This window comes from Nostoc punctiforme PCC 73102, from assembly GCF_000020025.1.
Taxonomy (GTDB): Bacteria; Cyanobacteriota; Cyanobacteriia; order Cyanobacteriales; family Nostocaceae; genus Nostoc; species Nostoc punctiforme.
This window is the reverse complement of sequence record NC_010628.1, coordinates 2,989,869-3,012,341: the sequence shown is the minus strand read 5'-3', so window position 1 is coordinate 3,012,341 and position 22,473 is coordinate 2,989,869. Positions and strand designations below refer to the sequence as shown.

At 42.8% G+C, this 22,473-nt stretch carries 19 protein-coding genes and 1 pseudogene; 11 read left to right on the top strand and 9 right to left on the bottom strand.

Annotated elements, in window-relative coordinates; all coding sequences use genetic code 11:
• Positions 1–41: 41 nt before the first annotated feature.
• Entirely contained in the window at positions 42–497 is a 456-nt protein-coding gene (locus NPUN_RS12215) for a cupin domain-containing protein (RefSeq protein ID WP_012408989.1), read from the bottom strand.
• Between the two features lie 273 nt (positions 498–770).
• Positions 771–1,550 (bottom strand): cysteine hydrolase family protein, encoded by a 780-nt coding sequence (locus NPUN_RS12210; RefSeq protein ID WP_012408988.1) that lies wholly within the window; start codon positions 1,548–1,550, stop codon positions 771–773.
• An 81-nt stretch (positions 1,551–1,631) separates the two neighbouring features.
• On the opposite strand from NPUN_RS12210, the gene NPUN_RS12205 reads away from it, so the two are divergent.
• Positions 1,632–3,032, top strand: a complete 1,401-nt coding sequence (locus NPUN_RS12205) for an amidohydrolase (protein ID WP_012408987.1) — start codon at positions 1,632–1,634, stop codon at positions 3,030–3,032.
• Between the two features lie 165 nt (positions 3,033–3,197).
• Positions 3,198–4,406: a NupC/NupG family nucleoside CNT transporter gene (locus NPUN_RS12200; RefSeq protein ID WP_012408986.1), complete on the top strand. Its 1,209-nt coding sequence runs from the start codon at positions 3,198–3,200 to the stop codon at positions 4,404–4,406.
• A 20-nt stretch (positions 4,407–4,426) separates the two neighbouring features.
• Here the strand turns inward: NPUN_RS12200 and NPUN_RS12195 are convergent, their stop codons facing one another.
• From NPUN_RS12195 to NPUN_RS12185, 3 genes are read right to left on the bottom strand one after another with little or no spacing between them, the layout of a single operon-like run.
• Positions 4,427–4,951: a DUF2085 domain-containing protein gene (locus NPUN_RS12195; protein ID WP_012408985.1), complete on the bottom strand. Its 525-nt coding sequence runs from the start codon at positions 4,949–4,951 to the stop codon at positions 4,427–4,429.
• Positions 4,952–4,992: 41 nt separating this feature from the next.
• Positions 4,993–7,104 carry a bifunctional arginine dihydrolase/ornithine cyclodeaminase gene (gene argZ / locus NPUN_RS12190; RefSeq protein ID WP_012408984.1) on the bottom strand — a complete coding sequence of 704 codons (2,112 nt, stop codon included), beginning with the start codon at positions 7,102–7,104 and terminating at the stop codon, positions 4,993–4,995.
• Between the two features lie 41 nt (positions 7,105–7,145).
• The gene (locus NPUN_RS12185) at positions 7,146–7,415 is read right to left on the bottom strand and encodes a hypothetical protein (protein WP_012408983.1); all 270 of its coding nucleotides are present in this window, start codon (positions 7,413–7,415) and stop codon (positions 7,146–7,148) included.
• Between the two features lie 785 nt (positions 7,416–8,200).
• Here NPUN_RS12185 and NPUN_RS12180 point away from each other — a divergent pair.
• Entirely contained in the window at positions 8,201–9,793 is a 1,593-nt protein-coding gene (locus NPUN_RS12180; protein WP_012408982.1) for a glycosyltransferase family 39 protein, read from the top strand.
• Positions 9,794–9,981: 188 nt separating this feature from the next.
• Positions 9,982–13,962, top strand: coding sequence for a DUF2157 domain-containing protein (locus tag NPUN_RS12175; RefSeq protein WP_012408981.1), 3,981 nt, complete (start codon positions 9,982–9,984; stop codon positions 13,960–13,962).
• Between the two features lie 199 nt (positions 13,963–14,161).
• On the opposite strand, the gene NPUN_RS12170 is transcribed toward NPUN_RS12175, so the two are convergent.
• From NPUN_RS12170 to NPUN_RS12155, 4 genes are all read right to left on the bottom strand, one after another.
• Positions 14,162–14,719 carry a peroxiredoxin gene (locus tag NPUN_RS12170; protein ID WP_012408980.1) on the bottom strand — a complete coding sequence of 186 codons (558 nt, stop codon included), beginning with the start codon at positions 14,717–14,719 and terminating at the stop codon, positions 14,162–14,164.
• Positions 14,720–14,776: 57 nt separating this feature from the next.
• On the bottom strand, positions 14,777–15,019 hold the full coding sequence (sipA, locus tag NPUN_RS12165; RefSeq protein ID WP_041566114.1) for a regulatory protein SipA: 243 nt from the start codon (positions 15,017–15,019) through the stop codon (positions 14,777–14,779).
• Positions 15,020–15,253: 234 nt separating this feature from the next.
• Positions 15,254–15,514, bottom strand: coding sequence for a hypothetical protein (locus NPUN_RS12160; RefSeq protein WP_052304591.1), 261 nt, complete (start codon positions 15,512–15,514; stop codon positions 15,254–15,256).
• Positions 15,515–15,549: 35 nt separating this feature from the next.
• Complete coding sequence (locus NPUN_RS12155; RefSeq protein ID WP_012408977.1) at positions 15,550–16,068, bottom strand: Spy/CpxP family protein refolding chaperone; 519 nt, start codon at positions 16,066–16,068, stop codon at positions 15,550–15,552.
• A 487-nt stretch (positions 16,069–16,555) separates the two neighbouring features.
• Between NPUN_RS12155 and NPUN_RS12150 the strand changes: the two genes are divergently transcribed.
• The 7 genes and pseudogenes from NPUN_RS12150 (at position 16,556) to NPUN_RS12125 (ending at position 22,429) form a co-directional block, all read left to right on the top strand.
• The gene (locus NPUN_RS12150; protein ID WP_012408976.1) at positions 16,556–17,821 is read left to right on the top strand and encodes a sensor histidine kinase; all 1,266 of its coding nucleotides are present in this window, start codon (positions 16,556–16,558) and stop codon (positions 17,819–17,821) included.
• The gene (locus tag NPUN_RS12145) at positions 17,821–18,483 is read left to right on the top strand and encodes a response regulator (protein WP_041566113.1); all 663 of its coding nucleotides are present in this window, start codon (positions 17,821–17,823) and stop codon (positions 18,481–18,483) included. Before NPUN_RS12150 ends, NPUN_RS12145 begins: the two co-directional genes overlap by 1 nt.
• Positions 18,484–19,019: 536 nt before the next feature.
• Positions 19,020–19,562 (top strand): annotated as a pseudogene (locus NPUN_RS12140) (SRPBCC family protein); the annotation flags it as partial.
• Positions 19,563–19,567: 5 nt separating this feature from the next.
• Positions 19,568–20,746 (top strand): zinc-dependent alcohol dehydrogenase, encoded by a 1,179-nt coding sequence (locus tag NPUN_RS12135; protein ID WP_012408973.1) that lies wholly within the window; start codon positions 19,568–19,570, stop codon positions 20,744–20,746.
• A 54-nt stretch (positions 20,747–20,800) separates the two neighbouring features.
• The gene (locus tag NPUN_RS44100) at positions 20,801–21,004 is read left to right on the top strand and encodes a DJ-1/PfpI family protein (protein ID WP_272913967.1); all 204 of its coding nucleotides are present in this window, start codon (positions 20,801–20,803) and stop codon (positions 21,002–21,004) included.
• 23 nt (positions 21,005–21,027) lie between these two features.
• Entirely contained in the window at positions 21,028–21,363 is a 336-nt protein-coding gene (locus tag NPUN_RS44095; protein ID WP_272913977.1) for a DJ-1/PfpI family protein, read from the top strand.
• Positions 21,364–21,589: 226 nt separating this feature from the next.
• Positions 21,590–22,429 (top strand): aldo/keto reductase, encoded by an 840-nt coding sequence (locus tag NPUN_RS12125; protein ID WP_012408972.1) that lies wholly within the window; start codon positions 21,590–21,592, stop codon positions 22,427–22,429.
• The last annotated feature ends 44 nt before the right edge of the window (positions 22,430–22,473 follow it).

The following is a 22,473-nucleotide window of genomic DNA, read 5'->3' as shown; positions in this document are numbered from 1 at the left end:
GATAACTTTCCACTTTCTATCTCAGTCAATTATGAATTAATTTAACAGGGCATCAAAGTATTCAATCTCCCTAGTACAGCCATATCTTCTGCATCTAACTCCGATGGAATGCCACTGCGAATCAATTCGGAAAAGTCTTCGTTGGGAACCATGACAGTCAACGTATACAAGCGAGTAGAACCAGTATTTTTAATCAAATGAGTCCCAGTTGGAGGCACTAATAAACTATCTCCAGCTTTGATAGTGGCACTCTTGCCGTCACACATAGCGATCGCTTCCCCTTTGAGGACAAAAAACATTTCCACCGCCCACTGATGGCGATTTGGTGGTGTTTGTCCACCGACATCAAAAATTTCTATACAGCAAGTTAAGGAAGTATTAGCATTTGTCGAATCGAAAATAATTGCTAATCGATTAGAGTCATTGGGACTAATGCGATATACTTGGTAATCTTTAGGAGATTTGATAACCGGAATTACACAACGAGTAGCGTACATTTATTTATCCCCTCTAAAGTTATCGATGGGTATGAAAATTCCTAAAATCTTAGTCTTGAATATGTCAGTTATGAGTTGTCAGAAATGATGCAAACAATAGCCACCAAGAAAGATTTTCAGGTAGGGAAAATCCATGAATTAATTGCCCCTACCGCGTGGGTTATACGTAAGTTTTAAGTTGTATAAATGACAAAATCATTAATTACTAAACACTAAATACTCCTCATTCAACCAATTTTGAATTTTGGATTGAAGGAAAAATCTAAAATCTAATCACTCCTCACTCTTTTGCAGCGCTGTTAAAATCTCTTGGGAGTCAGTGACAAAACCAAAGCATTGTTTAACATTGTACAACGTTGCTAGCCAACAATATTCAGGCGAAGTCGTAGCGCTACAATCTTTAACTAACACGCAGTCATATCCTAAGAAATTAGCATCACATAAGGTAGCTAGCACGCACTGATCGGCATTAACACCAGCAAAAAATAATGTTGTGCTTCCCAGATTCCGCAAGATACTATCTAATGGGGTATCCCAAAACCCACTCATGCGATATTTGTCCACACGAATATCTTCAGGAACCTGTTCTAGTTCATCTACTACTGCCGCAGCCCAACTACCCGCCATTAGGACTCTTGCACCATTACTTGGTAGGGGATCGCCTAATCCCACGCCTGCCCCTGTGGGGTTATAGACATGACGCGAACCAGCACTAATATTGAGTAAGTCAGGGCGATTCCCCCAATTTATCCAAATGACTGGAACACCCGCGTCACGAAGTTCTGGAAGTAAGTTATTCAAAGGTTTAATAGGCTGACGTGCTGGAGTTACATCCACGCCAATATGCGCTAACCAGCCATCAGGGTGACAGAAGTCGTTTTGCATATCAATGACGAGGATAGCGGCTTTTGCCAAGTCTAAACGCAGGGTTTTAGTTTCTGTTGATAAAATAACGGGTTGTGGGGGTTTTTGAGGACGGGTGATATCTGCGATCGCATCATTCACTGTCCACGCATTTGGTGAGACTCCCAATGTCCGAAAAGGCAAATTCATAAAATTGTAATACCCTACACCATTTTCTATCTTGTAACTTGAAATTCAGTTGAAAATACAATTACTTAATCAAGGTTAAATATGGTAAGTTTCACTATTCAGAATGTTTTAATTGCCGCCAGCGATGATTATGCGACGGTAGATGTACAGATTGTAGATGGGGCAATTGCAGCTATTGCCCCCAATCTACCAGTAATCGGCACTGTCATAGATGGCAAAAACAAACTGCTGCTACCTGGCTTTTTCAACGCTCACACCCACTCATCAGAGATGTGGCAACGGGGAATCATGTCAGTTTTGCCTTTAGAATTATGGTTGGCGGAACTGTATGATTTTGCCCCCCTCGACACTGAACAGGTTTATCTCAGCGCCTTGGGTACTGCGGTAGAAACCTTGCTTTCTGGCGGTACGAGTGTAGTAGATCACCTGGTGTTAATTCCCGGACTTGAGTTAGAAACGATCGCCACTGCAACCCGCGCTTACAGAGAAGTTGGGATTCGCGCCTTTATCGCCCCCTTAATTCAAGATGAATCCCTCAGCGCAGGTATTCCATCTGGGGAATCAGCAAGAACTCATGAACCTTATCATCGTTCAACTGCGGCAACATTGGAAATTATCGAAGAGGCGGTGAGGCAGTTTCATCGTCCAGATGAAGGTGTAAATATTTTGGTAGCACCAACGGGGATACAATTGTGTAGTAATGCTTTATTTGCGGGATGCATCGAGTTAAGCGATCGCTATAATCTTTGTCGTCACTCCCATTTACTCGAAACTAGGGCACAGGAAAAACTCGCTCAAGAAAAGTACGGTTGTACTGCCGTGGAACATTTGAAAAGAATCGGGTTTTTGAGCGATCGCACAACTCTAGCTCATTGCGTTTGGTTAAATGATGCGGATATCGCCATCCTCGCCGAAACTCAATCTACAGTTGTTCATAATCCCTTAAGCAATCTACGTTTAGGTAGTGGCATCGCCCCCATTTTAAAATATCGCCAAGCTGGAGTAAATGTAACTTTCGGTTGCGATGGTGCTTCAAGTAATGACTCTCAAGATTTGCTAGAAGCCATTAAAATGGGTTCTATTTTACATAATATTACAGACTCAGATTATCAACACTGGATTACACCCCGGCAAGCAGTAGAGATGGCATCTTTAGGAGGTGCAAAAGGATTGAATCTTGCAGATAATCTCGGTTCTCTCAGTGTGGGCAAACAAGCAGATTTAGTACTTTATGACCTCACTAATTTATCATTGCTTCCGCGTACAGATCCTATTGGTTTATTAGTTTTAGGTCGTCCTAATAATGTTGTTGATAGTGTTTGGGTGAATGGCAAGCAAATTGTTGCTGATGGTAAAGTTACCACAATTAACGTTGATGAATTGCGGCAAGAATTATTTAATCGCAGTCAATGGGAGACAAAGCGCAAGTCTGAAACCGTCGCGCAAATTGAAGCACATTATCGCACAGTTATGGGATTGTGAAACACAAATAAACACGGTTTTGTAACAAGATATGAATTTGCGATCGCTAATTTCTTGTTTACAGCACCAAAACTCTAGTTATTGACTACAAAGCCACAAAACAAGGCAGATTTTTGTGTATGCTTTGTGTCCAAGTGCCTTAGCGATACTTTTTTGGGAGTAAATATGGAACGCGCCATCTCTGCGTTAGGAATCTTAGTTTTTATCGGTATATCCTACGCTTTTTCGGTTAATCGTCAAGCGGTGCGTTGGCGCATAGTGGCATGGGGTTTGGGATTAGAATTTGCATTGGCAATCGTGATTCTTAAAACTCCTTGGGGTTTGACTGTGTTTAAATTTCTGGGAGATTTTGTCAGCAAATTTTTAGCTTTTTCTGATGTTGGTGCCAAATTTGTCTTTGGAGAAAATTTTAAGGATCATTTCTTTGCCTTCCAAGTGCTGCCGACAATTATCTTTTTCTCTGCCTTTATAAGTGTCTTATATTACTACGGCATTTTACAGCGAGTGGTAAATGTGATGGCGTGGGTAATGACGAAGACGTTGAAAACATCGGGTTCTGAATCTTTATCCTGTGCGGGTAACATCTTTTTAGGGCCAACAGAGTCAGCGCTGATGGTTAAACCTTATATAGCGAAGATGACGCAATCAGAACTTCATGCCGTGATGACGGGTGGTTTTGCCACAATTGCAGGTGGAGTACTAGGGGCATATCTTTCTTTTGGAATACCAGCAGAACATCTAATTGCCGCTTTTTTTATGACTGCTCCCACATCATTGGTAGTATCAAAATTGCTGTATCCAGAAACAGAAGTATCAGAGACACTTGGTGAAGTAAAGGCAGAGGTAAAAACCAATTATGTAAATGCAATTGATGCTGCTACAGCTGGAGCAATTGACGGCGTGAAGCTAGCGGTTAATGTTGGGGTAATAATTATCGCCTTTTTAGGATTATTGGCTGCTTTAAATGCACTCCTGGGATGGTTGGGGACATTTGTGGGTTTGCCGCAACTGTCATTACAGTTGATTTTGTCTATTTTTATGGCTCCCGTAGCGTGGTTAATGGGCGTACCTTGGGCTGATTGTCAGCAAGTGGGGGCTTTGTTGGGTACAAAGACAATTCTCAATGAGTTTATTGCTTTTTTGGATTTGAAGGCACTAATTGAAAATGGTAAAATTTCCCAACGTGCAGTAATTATTGCGACTTACGCCTTATGTAACTTTGCAAATATAGGTTCAATTGGCATTACCATTGGCGGTATTACTGGGATAGCACCTAATCGCCAACATGATTTAGCTCGTATGGGTGTAAGATCGATGATTGGCGGATCGTTGGCGGGTTTTATCACCGCTTGTATTGCTGGGATGCTGATTTGAAGAAGAAATTAGGAGTCAGACTAAAATCTATCCAAGCTAGTTTTAGCACCTCGCCACCCGTGGAAAATGGGCATAGTAAACAATCCCCACGCTAAACCCGTAATCAACCCAAAAGGTGTAACTAGATAATTATTAAAACTCCACAAACCGAAAATTTGTGCTGCCAATTCTAAAGGATAAGCCATCATCAGCACACTGGCGATCGCCACACCACTCCATCCATACTGACTTAACCAGTAAAATCCTTTACCACCAGTTATTCCATACAGCAGGCGAGTAATCAGCAAACCCGTGACAGTGCCGTAACAGCGCATACACACAGCCATAATATATGGTGGTGCCAAATCTAACCCCATAGTTGGTTGCGGACACACATGATTACCCATGAAATAAATGATGTCCGCAATCCCAGGAAGCAAAGACACTCCAGACGCAGCCAGAAAGGGAGCAATTGGCGGGCCAAAAACCATCCCTACTAACAAGAAATCAGCAATCAAACTTACCCAATTAACCTGAAACTCTTCCCTGAAAGCTACTCTTGTCATCTCCCTTTCTCTGCGTCCTCTGCGCCTCTGCGGTTCGTCTCTTAACCTACCTTATTAACATAGGGACTTGTCAACTTATCCAACTGCTGAATCAACAGACTCAGGAACAATCCCACATCCGTCACCACACCCACCGATTCTACAGAACCGCGATCGCTTAACTTAGTCACCACAGCTGGATTAATATCCACACACACCATCTTCACTCCCGCCGGAGTCATATTTCCCACACCAATGGAGTGCAGCATCGATGACAGCATCAAAATCATCTCCGCACCTTCTAGGTGTTTAGCATATTGCTCCTGCGCCTGAATCAAATCCATTTGGGTATCAGGCAAAGGCCCATCATCCCGAATCGATCCCGCAAGCACAAAAGGTACATTATTGTGGACGCACTCATACATCACGCCACTCTTAATTGCCCCCGCCTCCACAGCTTTGGGAATGCTGCCATAACGACGGATACTATTAATTACCTTTAGGTGATGGCGGTGTCCACCACGAACGGCGACACCCCGCTTCATGTCCACACCCAAGGAAGTGCCCATGATATTTTGCTCGATGTCGTGAACTGCGATCGCATTACCACCCAGCAGCGCTTGCACGTATCCTTCCCGAACCAGTTGCGCCAAGTGTTCGCCGCCACCAGTGTGAATCACCACGGGCCCAGCCGTAACAACTACCTTACCGCCAGCATCGCGGATTTTCCGTAATTCCCAAGCGACTTGTTCAACCACCAATTCCACGCGTCGTTCGCTGGAAACGCCCGCCGACATAAAGCTGAATTCTTGGGTGCTGCGTTGTTCGCGCGATTCCGTTTTGCGAATAGTACGGATACCTAGTACGTCTACAATTACTCGTTCGCCAACTTCTAAATCTCGTAGTATTTTACACCTAGCTACTAAACCAGAGGGAGTTTGAGTAATTGCGATCGCGCCATCCATCCGCTGATTTTCTACCTTTATCCATTGCCCATTAATCCGCACTTCGGTAGGATAAATTGTACTGACGTAGAAATCATCGGGCGCTACACCATTTTGGATCACAGGTTCCAAGATCGCGTCTCGCTCATCATGGGGTAAATCTACAGCACCCAAATCAATTAATCGGGAAATGATTTCTTCCATCACCTCATGGGATGGTGCTGATACTCTCACTTCTGCGGCAGAGGTACTTTGGCGTTGTTCTCCCAAGTTGAAATTCAAGACTTGGAAACTTCCCCCGGCATCTATAATCAAATCCAAGGCGCGGTTAATTAAGCCAGCATCAAGTAAGTGTCCTTCCATGCGAATGATTCGGCTTTCTACCGAGACATTGGCATGAATTTCATCCCTAACTGGTTCCGTTACGCGCAAAGTTAAGCATTTAGCTGCACCACCAGCTTTGAGAAATTCCGTCAGTGGTGTTTCCAGCACTTGGAAACCCACATCTGCAAGGCGGGTTTTCAAAGCATCACTCGCCTTGTTCATGATCACAATGCTGTCCACATTCACTGTATTACAAGCGAAGTTAACTGCATCGGCTTCAGCAATTGCGATTCGCTTTTCTGGTGCGACTCGCATTTCAATTAAGCGGTTGGAGTAAGAATCAAAAGCACCTGGATAGTAGAGCAAATAGCCATTTGCTAACGGACAAAAACAGGTATCCAAGTGATAAAAACGTTCGTCTATGAGTCGCAGAGAGAGAACCTCAATATCCAGCCATTTAGCTAAATAAGGGTGAGAATCTAATTCTGAACGGAAACCGTATCCCGCCCATAACCAGCGTCCTTCTCGATCTAGTAGTGCATCTCCTGCACCTTCAAAGGGCAAATCTTTAGGAAGTTCATTGACTATATAACCATTTTGCTCAAACCATTCTTTGAAGAAAGGTTCCTCTCCCTGGCGTTCTTTATGTAAAAAGCGACTGAGTACGACATTTTCCCCCAGTACCAAGCCAGCGTTGGCGGTAAAAACTAAATCAGGCCAACCTTTTTGGGGTGATACTAAGTCTACAATGGCGTGTTGTTTAAGGATCTGGTGTAATCCCTGCCACTGTTCCACGGCGCGATCGCGCGATGATTTGTGAATATTCCCTTCCATCCAGGGGTTAATCACATAGTCTACATCGTAGTGGTCAGGAGGACACATCAAAAAGCGAATACGGGAAGTCATAAAAATCTTACAAGCGTTTTATATGCTACTATACTAAGGGCCTATTTTGGGATACAGATTTTGATTTCCTGACATTTGGCCAAATCTGCTACTACAGCTTCTATCTTTGTGATAGTTGAAAGCTTTACCAAGGCTTCGTCCTTAATTCTATTACTGGAAGAGACAAAGTGAAGGCAATAAGTATAGAAGGTGGCAAAATGACATGAGGCTAGCGACTCAATCAACGCTTTGACGATCAATTCTTGGTTGGTTTGGCGATCGCAACTAGTTTCAGCTCGATTTATTGAGTAGCGATCGCTAAAGTTAAGCATCCCATTACAAGGTTAGCATTACATAACATACCAACCAGATGAAGGTTTAACAATTCTCTGGGTAGTAGTTGTACTACGAGGTTAAAGATGTAAACTTCCCACGAAGCTTATTACAGTTACGATCGGGGTCTCCTGAAGGTATGGGATCAACGCAAACTCGTGCTAAATAGCCAAGGAAGTAGCCAAACAAGGCGCTTACTCTCATCTCTACCTGGACACCTTCAGTTTTCAATCCTTGGGTAAGGTTGAAACAAACATTAATACACCTTTGGTTTCAATTTTACTCGTAGACATATTTATAGTATTCTCATCTAAAATTTATCAAATCTTTTTATTTTTAACGCAAGTATGTTAAATCTAGATTAATTTATACTATACGATGACAGATAAACAATTGTATTGAATATGGGATAATGTTGCCAAAAGCTTCAACATCTTCCAAATTATTCTATAGACATACGATATCTTTAGCTAAAATTAAAATATTTATATAAAACTCGATACTACTTAAGTGTTAACCTGAGAAAAGTTATTCAGGTGTTTACTTGCTAGCTTCTAACTGTTATGCTAAACACGAATAGTTAGAAAAACGACTATAAAAAACATTTTAAACCTTTGTTATTAATTTTCTAACTGAATGTTATACCTTAAAATTGATAGTAATTTTAAATGCGAATTACTATCAATTAATGGAGGAAGAATCAATAAAGAAAAAGTTAATTATATTTAATTGATTTTGAGATGGGATAAATGATTATTAAGGCTTTGAAGAGATTGAAACCTGTATGAAAAAAGAATTGTCACAGAACTGGAATATTTCTCAATCTTGGTTACGTTTTTTAGTCATTATTTTATTAGTAATAGGTGTATTTTTTCGATTCGTCAATATTGACAAAAAAATCTATTGGCCTGATGAAGTTTTCTCATCATTACGCATATCTGGCTATACACAGTTAGAGCTACACAAGCAGTTAACGGATGGCCATTTATTCAGCATACAAGATTTGGATAAATACCAGTATCCTAATCCTGAGAAAAACACAATTGATACAATTAAAGGGATTATTTTAGAAGACTCACAGATTTTGCCGCTATACATTTTGATGACCCAGTTTTGGGTAGAATTGTTTGGCAATTCTGTAACAGTAACAAGGAGTTTTTCGGCATTTATTAGTCTACTCACTTTTCCTTGTCTTTATTGGCTATGTAAAGAATTATTTGAGTCTTCACGAATAGGGTGGGTAGCCATTGCTTTGGTAGCTGTTTCACCTATTCATGTAGTGTATGCACAAGAAGCACGGGCATACAGTTTATGGATAGTAGCCATATTAATATCGAGCCTAGCGCTGTTGCGAGCCATGCGCCTTCAAACAAAGGTTAGTTGGTGCATTTATACAGCAACATTGGTGCTAGGCTTTTATACTCATATATTTTTTACCTTGATTGCTTTAGCACAAGGGATTTATGTAATTGCAATCGAACGCTTCCGATTGACTAAAACATCGATTTATTACCTGCTATCATCGCTTACGGGCTTTATAACTTTTGTACCTTGGATTTGGATTATTATTACCAACTCTCATGAAGAAGCAATAGATTGGGCGAATTCTAAACAAGGATTATTCGCGTCATCTGCAAGATGGGCTGGTATTTTTAGTCGCACATTTCTTGATTTAGGTATTAGCCCTAGCGATCCAGGAAAACTTAAGATTGCATTAATTCCTTTTATTTTAGTTATTTTAGCTATAGTAATTTACTCGATTTATGTTCTCTGTCGAAGAACCTCTAAAGAAGTTTGGTTATTTGTCTTAACCTTGATTGGGTCTGTAGGGCTTCCACTACTAATAGTAGATTTCGTCTTTCAAAAGCGATACGCTACTAGTCGATATACACTTCCTTCTGTTTTAGGTATACAGTTAGCTGTTGCTTACCTGTTTACCACCAAACTCACCTCTGTTTATATTAAAGTTTGGCAAAAAAAGCTCTGGTCACTTCTAGTAGGTTTAGTCATTATGGGCGGAATTATATCTTGTATACTCCACTCTCAAACTCAAATGTGGTGGAACAAACTTCCTGAAAAATACCAGGAATATCCTGAAATTGCTAAAATTATTAGTCAAGGTAATAAGCCACTATTAATTACTGATGTTAGTAATGAGAACATAATTGCATCAATACAAATGTTTGGTCATTTAGTCGATCCGAAAGTAAGATTTCAAGTTGTAGATAAAAATAAGTTGCCACAGATTACTAATGGTTTTACTGACATATTCTTGTTCAAGCCCTCTGACTTCTTAAAAGCTGGAATTGAGAAAATTTATAACTCCAACTTACAGCAGATAAATGACTTTCTCTGGAAACTAAAAAAATCTTCCTAAACCAAAGATACGTATGGGTCTTGCGCTTTAAAGACTGCAATGCGGAACCTAAAAGCAGACAATTGGCATTTGAATATCGCTCGGAGGTTAAAAATTAATATCAATTAGCCTAATAAGTGGCACAATTAGAACCAAAATATACTTTAATTGAAATCTACTTAAAGTATATACTGATACCGCTGCCGCTTATGTCATCGCCCCTTGAGCGCCCGCTAAAATTTGAAATTAGATTGCCATCCTCCCATCCTCAGTTATTAGAAGGACTAGATATATGGCTGCGTTTAGGTTTGATATCCGATACCCAAGTTAGGCAGCTATGCCAAGAATTTCTGGTGTGTTCGGTCGTGTTGCCACTCCAGCCTGAAGCTAAAAAAAAGGTAGTTTTTTTAACTTCCGATCCCGTGCAGGATTTACCCATAGCAGCTTTACAATCTAGCCACCGTAGACAACCACAACAAAAAACAGTCGAACCCAATTTTATCAGCACAATGTTGCAGTCCTTGGGGGCCGAACTGAGTGTACGCTGGCTGCTTTTTCTAGGGGTATTTCTGGTAGTGGTATCCTCTGGAGTACTAGCTGCGAGTCAGTGGGAAAGGTTTCCCGCTTCTGGACAGTATGGAGTTTTATTTGCTTATACTCTGAGTTTTTGGGGATTAAGCTTTTGGGCGACTAGGCAAAACAACCTCAGATTGACGGCTCAAACTTTGCTGATTGCCACCCTTTTGTTAGTGCCAGTAAACTTTTGGGCAATGGATAGCTTTCAATTGTGGCAAAATCCTGTGGATTTAGTTGCAGTTGCGATCGCCTGGCCTACCCTCACTGCTATAACTGTTTTACTCTCCAAAAATCGGGCTATTTTTACCAATCTACGTACTGGCAAATTACCTTTAGCTAATATTCTAGGGCTGAGTTATCTGCATTGGGGTTGGCAATTGCCAGGATTCCCCTTAATTGCCGTCTATCTGGCAATGATTGGCACAACCATCATTACTATTTATCACAATTACCAACAGCCTAATATTGTCAGTGAGGAAGATAGAAGCGATGTCTACGACGGGCTACGCCTACGCCGCAGCTTAAGTATTAGTTTAACTGCCGCCGTAATTATTTATGCTTTGATAGTGCTGCTAGTGCGGGCAATTTTTGTTGCTGGGGTAAATGTCACTCAGTTGGGATTAGCTATTGGCATTTGCGGCTGGCTAGTAACTTGGCTAGTACAGGAGAGGCTAGGGGGCAGGGGGCAGGGGGCAGGAGGAGCAGGGGAGCAGGGGAGCAGGGGAGCAGGGGGAGCAGAGGAAGTAACTGTAATATTCCCTTCATCTCTTTTCCTCTGGGAAAAACTTGGTGGGATTCTACTGTTTTTGGGTTGGATGGTTTCGGTAGTAAATTATCCTTGGCAAGCAATAGCTGTAAGTGGTTTAGGTTTGTGGTTTGTGGGAAGTCGATTGCGGCGGTACAGTTTAAAGCTAGACTTCGCTGCGGTTTTCGTCATCGGTTTAGAGACGATTTGGCTAGGTTGGCGATTAGTACCTGATAGCTTACAGAAATTAGCGATCGCAACTGGTACTCAACTCACAAATTCTCAAAATGAACCTTGGGCTTTGCTGGGTGTAGCTTTATTTGCCTACATAATTTTGATGGTGGCGCTTACAGATAGCCTACATCGCACCGAAAAGCGAGAATTAGCTAAATTTGGCGAACTGCTCACTCTCTTACTGGGAGCTTTTTTAACAACGATCGCGATTGTCAATCCTGTATTGCGATCGCTAAATCTGCTATTTTCTACCATCACTCTGGCATTCGTAACTCAACGCCGTTCCCCCGCATCCCTTCCCCTGGTATATCTAACTCACATTATCGGGGTGCTAACATTTTGCTCTACCATTAATTGGCTTGCGCCAACCCTGAGTCAACAAGTCTGGGCAAGTATTTTATTAGCTCTGATGGTTGCAGAATGGCGATTTAGCGTAGAAGAAGGAGTCTGGCAACGTAGTGCCTGGGATATCGGTTTAGGGCTAGCTGCCGCTAGTTTTTTCCTATTGTGGATGAATGCAGAATCATCTTGGTATGGTGTCGCTGATAGCCAAGCTTATTTGGGAGCTTTATGGCTAGTTACGCCTATAGCTCTCACGGGTGTTGCAAATTGCACAACTACAGAACGTCGGACTACTACCCGTTACTTGAGCGTCTTGGCTGTGGGAGTTGCCCAGCTACTTACTCTACAGTTACCAGGAACCAGATTAATTGGTTTGGCAGTAGGTACAGGGCTAATGTTTGTAAATACGCGCTATTTACGAAACAAAATCTCTGCGGTAATTACAGAAGGATTTGCTCTGAGTTTCATTGTGGCGCTGCTGTGGACGGGTATACCTGGTTTACCTCACCTCCTTCTCGGAGGTTGGTTTCTCGTAGGCGCGATCGCCATCCTAATTCTATGGTTAGCCAGGACAGTTTTGAGCCGACGCGGAAACGAATTAGCACTTAATTATGCAGCCGCAAGCGATCAATGGGCGATCGCATTGTGTGCTTTTGAGTTGTTGAGTTTGACGCTACACTCAGTGCTGATTTACTCAGGGTTTATCACTTCGGGATTTTTGTACTTAGCTGCCACTTTAATCACCTTAACAGCCATTGTTTATCGCAGTTGGCGAGAACCGAACAATTGGGCATTCTATGGCATCGGTTGGTCTTTAGAATTGTTAATTGCCCAAGTGTTGGGATTTGGGGAGCGATCAATTGTTAGGATAGCGATGGCAAATATCGCTTTAGGTTTAATCGCTCAACTTGTCGGCGAGTGGTGGCGGCGACGACATCAATTAGAAAAACTTCCTAGCAGCTTTCACATTTTGCCATTAATTTATGGTGCATTCAGTGTGTTGCTGCGTTTGAACACCTTTACCGAGTGGACAGGTTTGTATTCTTTGGGTGTAGCTTTAATTATTATTGGTGTAGGGCGACGGCGCGAGAACTTTAAACCCCTGCTGTACTTAGGAATCATTGGCGTATCCATTTCTGCTTATGAACTTTTGTTCTATCAAATGTCACAAGCTTCAGGAGGAGCATTAGGTGATGGATTGATTGCCATGTCTGCCCTTGGTGCCAGTATCATGTATGCTTACCGTATTTTGTCACCTTGGCTTGTCAACTACTTACGCCTAACTCCCCAAGAATTGAAAAGAATTGCCCATATTCATTGGGCTTGGAGTAGCTGCTTATTAATGGCTGCCATTCCGCTTCCCATTGGAATTAACCGTTTGGTGGGATTAGCAACAGGGGTATTTTTGATTCGTTATGCCATCTTTCAAGGACGAAATTCGGGCACTTCCCCCAGCATATTGGCAGGAATCACCATAGCCGAAATGTGGGTTTACCTTGGCTTATTAGAGGTAGCCGGTATGAGGGTTTATTGGCGCGAGACAGCAGTGGGAAAATTTTGGGCTGGGCCGTTAGTTCCTTGGAACGGTGCGATCGCCTGTGTGGTAGCCTATTTTCTGTACATTCTACCTTGGGAAAGTTGGGGTTGGTCTAAAAAACCTTGGCAGCAAGCCGCCTATATCATCCCACTGATAATTTTGTGGGAAACCAGACTGCAAACTTACCCCATTACCTTGTTACTCGCAGCTGGATTTTACATTTTCCTAGCAAAAATAGGTGAAAATATCCGTTTTACTTATGTTAGTGTGGCGTTGATTAATTGGGCTGTTTACCGATGGTTTGATTCCTTACGCCTGACTGATACTTTATGGTATATAACGCCAATTGGATTATCACTGCTTTATATTGCTCAAGTAGATACCCAACTGAGGCTACCAGAGTACAAAGCACCTCGCCATATTTTGAGATTGCTAGGTAGTGGTTTAATTTGTGGATGGGCAATTTTATTTAATCAAAACACAGCCTGGATACCTGGAATTTTCAGCCTCATCGCCATTTTTGCCGGATTAGCTTTGCGAGTGCGAGCTTTTCTCTACATTGGTACAGCCACTTTTTTAATTACTACAATCTATCAATCGGTAATTTTTAGTTTGCAATACTCCTTTTTAAAATGGGTTGTAGGCTTACTAGTTGGCATCCTCCTGATTTATATTGCTGCCAACTTTGAAACCCGCCGCACTCAGATAACTTCTTTAATTCGTAGCGCCATTGATGAATTTCAAACATGGCAATAGAGAGAGGATTGATTCAATTTTTTATGTGTTTTAAAGGAGCAGATAACAAATATCTAGTGGTCTGTTCCATTAAATTTGAGGGATAAAAGACAATACGCTTGGGTTAAGCAAAGCGCAACCCAATAAAGCCTCGAAAATGTTGGGTTACACTTTGCTTGCGGTTGCTTTTTAGCTTCGCCGAACTCAAGTTTATTGAAATCTAAGAAGCTGTAGACTGTAACTTTTCTAATCGTGCCAGCACTTCTGAACTATGAACAGTTGGGTTGACTTTGACAAAAGTCTCGCGCAAAACACCTTGAGGATCGATGATAAAACTATGGCGCATCGATAAGAAGCCGAGCCACGAACCGTAAGCTTTACTCACTGAACCATCAGTGTCAGCTAAAAGTGGGAATTTTAGTCCTTCCGAATCACAAAATTTGGCATGAGAATCAATATCATCAGCGCTTACGCCAATAATCTGGGTATTTTTTGCGAGGTATTGGGGTAAGTCTTGCTGAAAACGGCGAGCCTCTATAGTACAACCAGAGGTGAAGTCTTTAGGATAAAAGTAAAGAACTAGCCACTTACCACGCAAGTCTGAGAGGGAAATTTTGCCATCACCTGTGTTAGTTGGCAAAGTAAACTCTGGCGCGGGTTGATTAATTGCCGGAAGTTTACCACCAAGGGCATCAGCAGCAGGTATAAAGTTCAGCCAGCTGATGACAGAAATACAGCTGGCAAATAATATGTTTAAAAAAGTGCGGCGGGAAATCATGGTGCAAACCAGAATTACAACTTTACACAAGTTTACAATTCTTAGTTGCTCCAAATATCACTTAGAGTCAGATTCGGTAGGTTTATCTATGCTTTCGATGTATTGGCTATCTAAGAGAAAAGCTCCCTTAGTGAAGCGAATACCCCAATATCCACCGGGACGGCGGTCAAGGACTATACCCTCTTCGCCAATGTGAATAACATCAGGGGGGCGCAGCATGGGCATAGGTTCAGCAGTTTTGACGTAGGGTGGTAGTGCCACAACACGGACTTTACTACCAATTGCAAATTCTTGAGACATCTTAATCAAGCTAGGAGTTTTGATTAACTCATAACTCATAATTATCTTGAAAGTCTAGTAAATAGGGTTCTGTCGTAGGGGTAATTCATGTAAATGCTTTACGGCTTCCCGTAGGGTATTGCCACTACGATGTAGTCTTTCATATCAATAGGTAAATTTTAAAATAGGGAAAGGGAAAGGGGATGAAGTTTTTCCCCTTTCCGCATCTTCTGCAAGAAGCTTGTTAATTTTTAACTATTCATGGAGCTGTTTACGACGGCTACCAGTTGTAAAAAGTTTAAAATTGTGTTCATTAAGGAAATCTGCCCAAGTTCTACCAAAAGTGCCAGTAGGGAAGAAACGCAATTTCTCTATTTCCATAATTTGGAGAACATATCGTCCTCGTGCTACAGCAATGCATCGATTAAATCTAAAACCTGTTGTAGGCAAGGAGCGAGATTTGGGGAAGCAACCAAGGGTTGCATCATAATTTATTTTGGATAAGATGGGCAGCATTGCCCACCCCAAAACTATTATTTTTTAAAAGATTATTATTGAGGATTTCCTTGTTGACGACGCGAAGGATCATTTTGACGATATTGCTCTATTTTTTGGCGCTGTTCAGGCGTTAAGATTGCTTGAATCTGTTGTTTCTCAGATTCCCGAATTTGTCGCATTTGGGTTTTCTGTGCTTCAGTCAGATTTAAGTCAGCATAACCACCCTTTCCTCGACGTTGACCGGCTTGCCGTTGACCTTGACCTGTTTGCCCCTGAGCCTTACGCGCTTGCCACTCAGCCCGACTTGCTTGTTTAGCTGCTTCTAATTTTGCCTTTTGTTCTGGGGTCAAAACTGCTTCAAATTTGGCGCGGCTATCGCGGCGAATTGCCTGAATTTGGCTTTTTTGGGTATCTGTTAGATTTAATTCCTTCCAAGGACCCCTTTCTTTTTGTGGAGTTTGTGCCAGCAACAAGGGTGAAGGAGAGGCTGTTTGGGCGGTAACAGCGAAGGAGGTTGCAGTTAAAGTTAGAGCGATGGCTCCAGCGACTAGCGATAATGCTTTGAGTTTCATTTCTTGTGGGTTTTTCCTGGTTGGTTGTCACTATCATAAGAACTTATCTTTACTAGTTACATGAGGAGAAAGTCATGGTTCTACCCATGACTTTAGTCATGATTGAATTTTGACAAATTTGATTAACAATAAATAGTTAGGAGTTGGAAGTTAGGAGTTATATATTATAAATGATGAACATTTTTATGATGATTGATTTGCAAATCCTTATTTAGCTTATTGCATATTTTTACCTAGACCACCTTCAATACTTTTTGGTTAAGGGGAAAAGGGGAAAGGGAAAGGGTTTGAATTTCCTTTTCCCCAGACCAAAAGAGAGATTATTGGGTTTATCCGAGAAGTATTGAGCCCACCTTTACTATCAATTTTTGACTTAACGAAAAATTGAAATTGCGAAATCCACACTTAAATACTCAGAATTTTAATCCTTAAATTTTAACTTCTACCTCCAAAATTATAATTTATCCATAACTTGAGGTAAACCACAATGAATTATCCAATTCAAATTAAAAAACATCCTTTTCCATCTCTACTTTATCTGGAGTGGATACTACTGGCAATCACTGCATTGATAGCAGTTATACCACCTCCCTTACGGAGATTTCGTCCTAAACTGCCAGAACTAACAATCTGTAGTTTATTTCCAGACTTGTCAATTTGTAATTTATTACCGGAACTATCAATTTATAGTTTGATTCTTTTTGCATTAATGGGCTTAAGATTACCCAAAAGTAGCCAGACTTCTAAGGTGATATACACAGTTATTGAAATTTTATTAATTTTAATAACTGGGCTGTTTGGTGAAAGATTTGCTCGTCTTTTCCCGTTTCTTTATATAATTTTAGTTACTCGGAGTTGCCTAATATTTAACTTACCTGGGCGTTTATTTGTTACATCTCTATCCTTTGGGTTATTTCTATTTACGACACAACTAAAATACCAACTATTCAATTTACAAGCATCATCACAAGCACAAGAAAAATTTCGATTTCTTACCTTGAATTGGTCGCTAGTATTTGGCTTGAGTTTGGTTTTTGTGTTGTTAATGATGAATGCGGTATTATCTGAACGGCACAGTCGAGAAAAGCTAGCGATCGCTAATGAAAAACTTCGTGAATATGCGATGCGAATTGAAAATCAAGCTACCTTAGAAGAACGTAACCGCATTGCTCGTGAAATTCATGATTCATTAGGACATTCTCTCACTGCTTTAAATCTGCAATTAGAAACTGCTTTAAAACTATGGCAATCTAACCCAGGTAAGGCTGAGACATTTCTAGCAACCGCAAAGGAATTAGGTTCAAAAGCACTAAACGATGTCCGCCAATCTGTTTCTACTATGCGTTCTAATCCTTTACAAGAGCAATCTTTAGAACGTGCGATCGCTAACCTTGCAGAAAATTTTCATCGCTCCAATGGCATTTTACCAATTTGCCAAATCAACCTCGAATATTCTCTACCACCTGAAATCAACACTGCTATTTACCGGATTACTCAAGAATCTTTGACAAATATAACTAAATATGCTTATGCAACAGAGGTTAAACTAGAACTCGCTACGATCAGAGGAAATTTGCGATTGATAATTCAGGATAACGGTAGAGGTTTTGATTTAGGGCAAAATACTACTGGTTTTGGACTTCATAGTATGCGCGATCGCACTTTAGCATTAGGAGGTGACTTTAATATTAATAGCACTCCTGGTTCTGGTTGCAAAATTACAGTTAATATTCCCTTAATGAGGTTGAGATGATGATTAAAGTATTGTTAGTAGATGACCAAGGTTTAATTCGTCAAGGATTAAGAGCATTATTAGAATTAGAATCAGATTTAGAGATCGTGGGAGAAGCAGAAAATGGCGAACAGGCGATTAATTTGGTTGCTGAATTTCAACCAGATGTAGTATTGCTAGATATCAGAATGCCTATTATGGATGGAGTTGCAGCAACGAAAGAAATTCAAAAACGTTTTTCTAAAACTAAAATTTTAGTACTGACGACTTTTGATGATGATGAATATGTATCAGCAGCATTACAAAATGGGGCAATGGGTTATTTATTAAAAGATACGCCCTCAGAAGAATTAGCTGTTGCGATTCGTGCTGTTTATAAAGGATATACCCAATTAGGCCCAGGTATAGTTAAAAAGCTGTTAACTCAGTTTTCTAATGGTACACCAATCCATTCAACACCTGTACCATCTACTTTAAATGAACTTACTCCTAGAGAAAAAGAGGTTTTACGGTTAATTGCTACAGGCGCTAGTAACCGAGAAATTGCTCAAGAACTCTACATTTCTGAGGGGACAGTAAAAAATCATGTGACAAATATTTTAAACACGCTGAATTTGCGCGATCGCACTCAAGCTGCGATTTGGGCAAATACATATTTATCCTATTTGAATGAGCCAAGTTAAATAGTTCGTAATTCGTGATTTTAACCGTTAAATTAGCTGTAGTTAGGACTTACGCATTGACAGGAAATGGACTATGTGCATTGCCTTCAAGGGAAGTGAAGCGGGATGAATTAGCATAGGTCAAAGCCTCATGCTGGGGAGCCTACTCCCACAGTATACTTTGCCTAAAAGAAGACATTCTCGGCAAAGTTAAGCATCTAAAAATCCTTGAGTGAAACACTTGTCTAGTTATGTTTGAATGTCTAGATTGCAATAGGTGACAGCTTCTTTAGCATTACGCCAAGATACAAGCGAGAACTAACTAACTTAACACCAATCTCATTCTTTAGTTAGAGGTTAGGTTTAGTTGAAAGCTTTAAGGTTCAGGTGTTGATTTGTAGTAGTTAATTTTTTTAGTAGTCTAGAAGGCTGATACGAAGGGTAAATTTTTTCAAGAGACTTCTACATGCCTCTTGCTAATAAGCTTTTATCCTATACTGTTCTCCGCTCCTGGTATTAGGGTTTGGACAAACAAATTTGTTTGTCTAAACTGCGATAAACAAAGCACCATACAGCAAGCACGGGAGACAATAGACATGAGCCAACCAATTAAAGTTGAAAAGACGGTAACGATTAACAAACCAGCAGAGGAACTCTACCGCTTTTGGCATAACTTTGGGAACTTGCCGCGCTTCATGAAGCATCTCAAAGATGTAAAAGTAGACAATAATAAGCGAGAGTCCTCCGGACACGCTACGCGAACGCACTGGACGACCAGTGGGGTGTTAGGTGGAAGTGTTGAATGGGATGCAGACATCATTGAAGATCGGGAAAACGAATTGATTGCTTGGGCTTCGGTTGAAGGTGCAGATGTTGATAACTCTGGTTCTGTCCGCTTCCAGCCAGCACCCGCCAATCGCGGTACAGAGGTAAAGGTCGTCACGGAATATAACCCGCCTGGTGGTGCGATTGCATCTGTGTTTGCCAAACTCTTCGGCGAAGAACCAGAACAGCAGATTGGAGATGATTTACGCCGCTTCAAAATGCTGATGGAAGCAGGCGAGATTGCAACAACAGAAGGTCAACCAAAGGGAGGTTAAAGATTATGAAAGCACTTTGCTGGCACGGCGCTAACGATGTACGAGTTGATACAGTACCCGATCCAAAAATCATCAATCCGCGTGATGCGATTGTTAAAATCACGTCAACGGCGATTTGCGGTTCTGATTTACATCTTTATGACGGTTACATCCCCACGATGGAAAAGGGCGACATCCTTGGTCATGAATTTATGGGGGAGGTGGTCGAGCTAGGCAGTGCCGTCAAGAATGTGAAGATAGGCGATCGCGTTGTCGTTCCCTTTACCATTTCCTGCGGCTCCTGTTTCTTTTGTCAAAAAGATTTGTGGTCGCTGTGCGATAACTCCAACCCCAACGCTTGGATAGCGGAAAAACTCATGGGTCATTCCCCATCTGGTCTTTTCGGCTACTCCCATATGATGGGTGGCTATGCTGGAGGTCAAGCTGAATATGCCCGCGTTCCCTTTGCCGATGTCGGTTTATTCAAGATTCCTGATGGACTAACAGACGAACAAGTCCTGTTTCTGACGGATATCTTCCCCACTGGCTATATGGCAGCGGAAAACTGCGATATCCAGCCAGGAGATACTGTAGCGATCTGGGGCTGCGGTCCAGTCGGACAGTTTGCCATTAGAAGTGCATATATGCTAGGTGCCGAGCGCGTCATTGCTATCGATCGAGTTCCCGAACGCCTACAGATGGCGAAAGACGGCAAGGCAGAAGTCCTTAACTATGAGGAAGTTGAAGTTGGTGAAGCCCTCAAAGATATGACCGGTGGGCGCGGTCCAGATGCTTGCATGGATGCTGTGGGAATGGAAGCCCACGGTACGGGTCCAGATGCGTTTTACGACCAGGTAAAGCAAGCCGTGCGTATGGAAACCGACCGACCCACTGCCCTAAGGCAAGTGATTGTTGCCTGTCGCAAAGGTGGCACTGTGTCAATTCCTGGTGTTTACGGCGGCTTTGTAGACAAGATACCGATGGGTGCTGCCATGAACAAAGCCTTAACATTTAAAATGGGACAAACGCACGTTCATAAGTACTTGCGCCCGTTACTCGATCGCGTCCAAAATGGCGATATCGACCCATCTTTTGTAATCACCCATCGTCTGCCACTAGAACAAGCACCGCACGGCTACGAAATTTTCAAGCACAAGAAGGACAACTGTATCAAGATCGTGCTCAAGCCAGGTCAGGCTGCCTAAAACCCCATAAGAACACGAAAAAACCAAGTCTAGCCAACACTTTAGGAGGTAGAGATGACAGAAGATCTCACAAATAAGAAAGTTGCCATTCTGGTTACAGATGGCTTTGAGCAAGTTGAAATGGCTCAACCCAAGCAAGCCCTTGAGTCAGCAGGTGCTCAAACCCACATCATTTCACCTAAGAGCGATCGCGTTCAGGGCTGGAACCATTATGACAAAGGGGATTTTTCCCGGTACATGTCCCCCTCGATAAAGTAAATCCAGCCGACTATGATGCCCTCCTGCTTCCCGGTGGTGTTGCCAATCCAGATCAACTTCGGACTAAAGCTAAGGCGATCGAGTTTATAAAGTCCTTCTTCGATACTGACAAGCCGGTAGCAGTGATCTGCCACGGACCTTGGACTCTGATCGAGGCAGATGTGGTGCGCGGACGGCGGCTCACCTCGTGGCCGTCGCTCAAGACCGATCTCCAGAACGCAGGTGCCCAGTGGGTAGATCGGGAAGTTGTAGTTGATCGCAACCTCGTGTCGAGCCGCAAGCCAGACGACATCCCAGCCTTCAACCGGGAAATGATCGAGCTGTTCAGCCATGCAGGGCAGGTACGGCAGATGGTGTGAGGACTCGGAGCGGAATGGCACTAAGTTAAGCTGAAGGGTACGCAGTGTAAGGATTGCAGAGGGGCACGGGTGCAGGGGTGCAGGGGGGAATTTCTAAATATCCGTTCGTATGCCTTAAACTTCTTCTTTCTCCCCTGCTCCTCCGCTCCTCTGCACCCCTGCTGCCTCAACGATTTTCCCTTTTCTTAGTGCCATTCGACTCGGAGCGTTAATCAGGAGGACAGGTATGGAACAGCATCGATTTGGTTCCACGCAGCGCGAGGTGGCAGCGATCGGTCAAGGAACCTGGTACATCGACAACGGTGACCGCGCCTCTGCGATCGCCGCTTTGCGCCAAGGACTCGATCTCGGCATGACCCATATCGACACGGCGGAGATGTACGGCAGTGCCGAGGAGGTGGTCGCCGAGGCGATCGCTGGACGACGCGATCGGGTTTTCCTGGTTTCCAAGGTTCTTCCTGGAAATGCTTCTCGGAGAGGGACGATCATAGCCTGCGAGAAATCGCTCGCTCGACTTCATACCGATCGGCTGGACTCTTATCTGTTGCACTGGCGCGGTCAACACCCACTGGAGGAGACGATCGCTGCCTTCGAGCAGCTTCAGCACGAGGGGAAGATTCTCTGCTGGGGCGTGAGCAACTTCGATGTGCCTGACCTTGAAGCAGTCCAGAAGATCGCTGGCGAGGGTTCTCTCGTCTGTAATCAAGTCCTTTACCATTTGAGACAGAGAGCGATCGAACACGCTGTGATCCCCTGGTGTGAGAAGCATGGGGTCGCCGTAGTCGCATACAGCCCGTTCGGTCATGGGGATTTTCCCAGCTCGCGCACAACCGCAGGTCGCGTACTACAGGAAATCGCCGCCGCCCATAACGCCACCCCTCGCCAAGTCGCGCTCCGATTTCTGGTGCGGCATTCCTCGCTCTTCGCAATCCCCAAAGCATCCAACCCCAAACACGCCGCTGAAAACGCGGGAGCCGGGGAACTCAATCTGACCCAAACCGAACTCGATCGAATCGACGCAGCCTTCCCGACCGGATCTCGTCCCCGCGTGCTTCCCATGCTGTAAGCCTGATTGGCTCGTCTGTAGGCTGTCTGCCCATGAATTGAAGG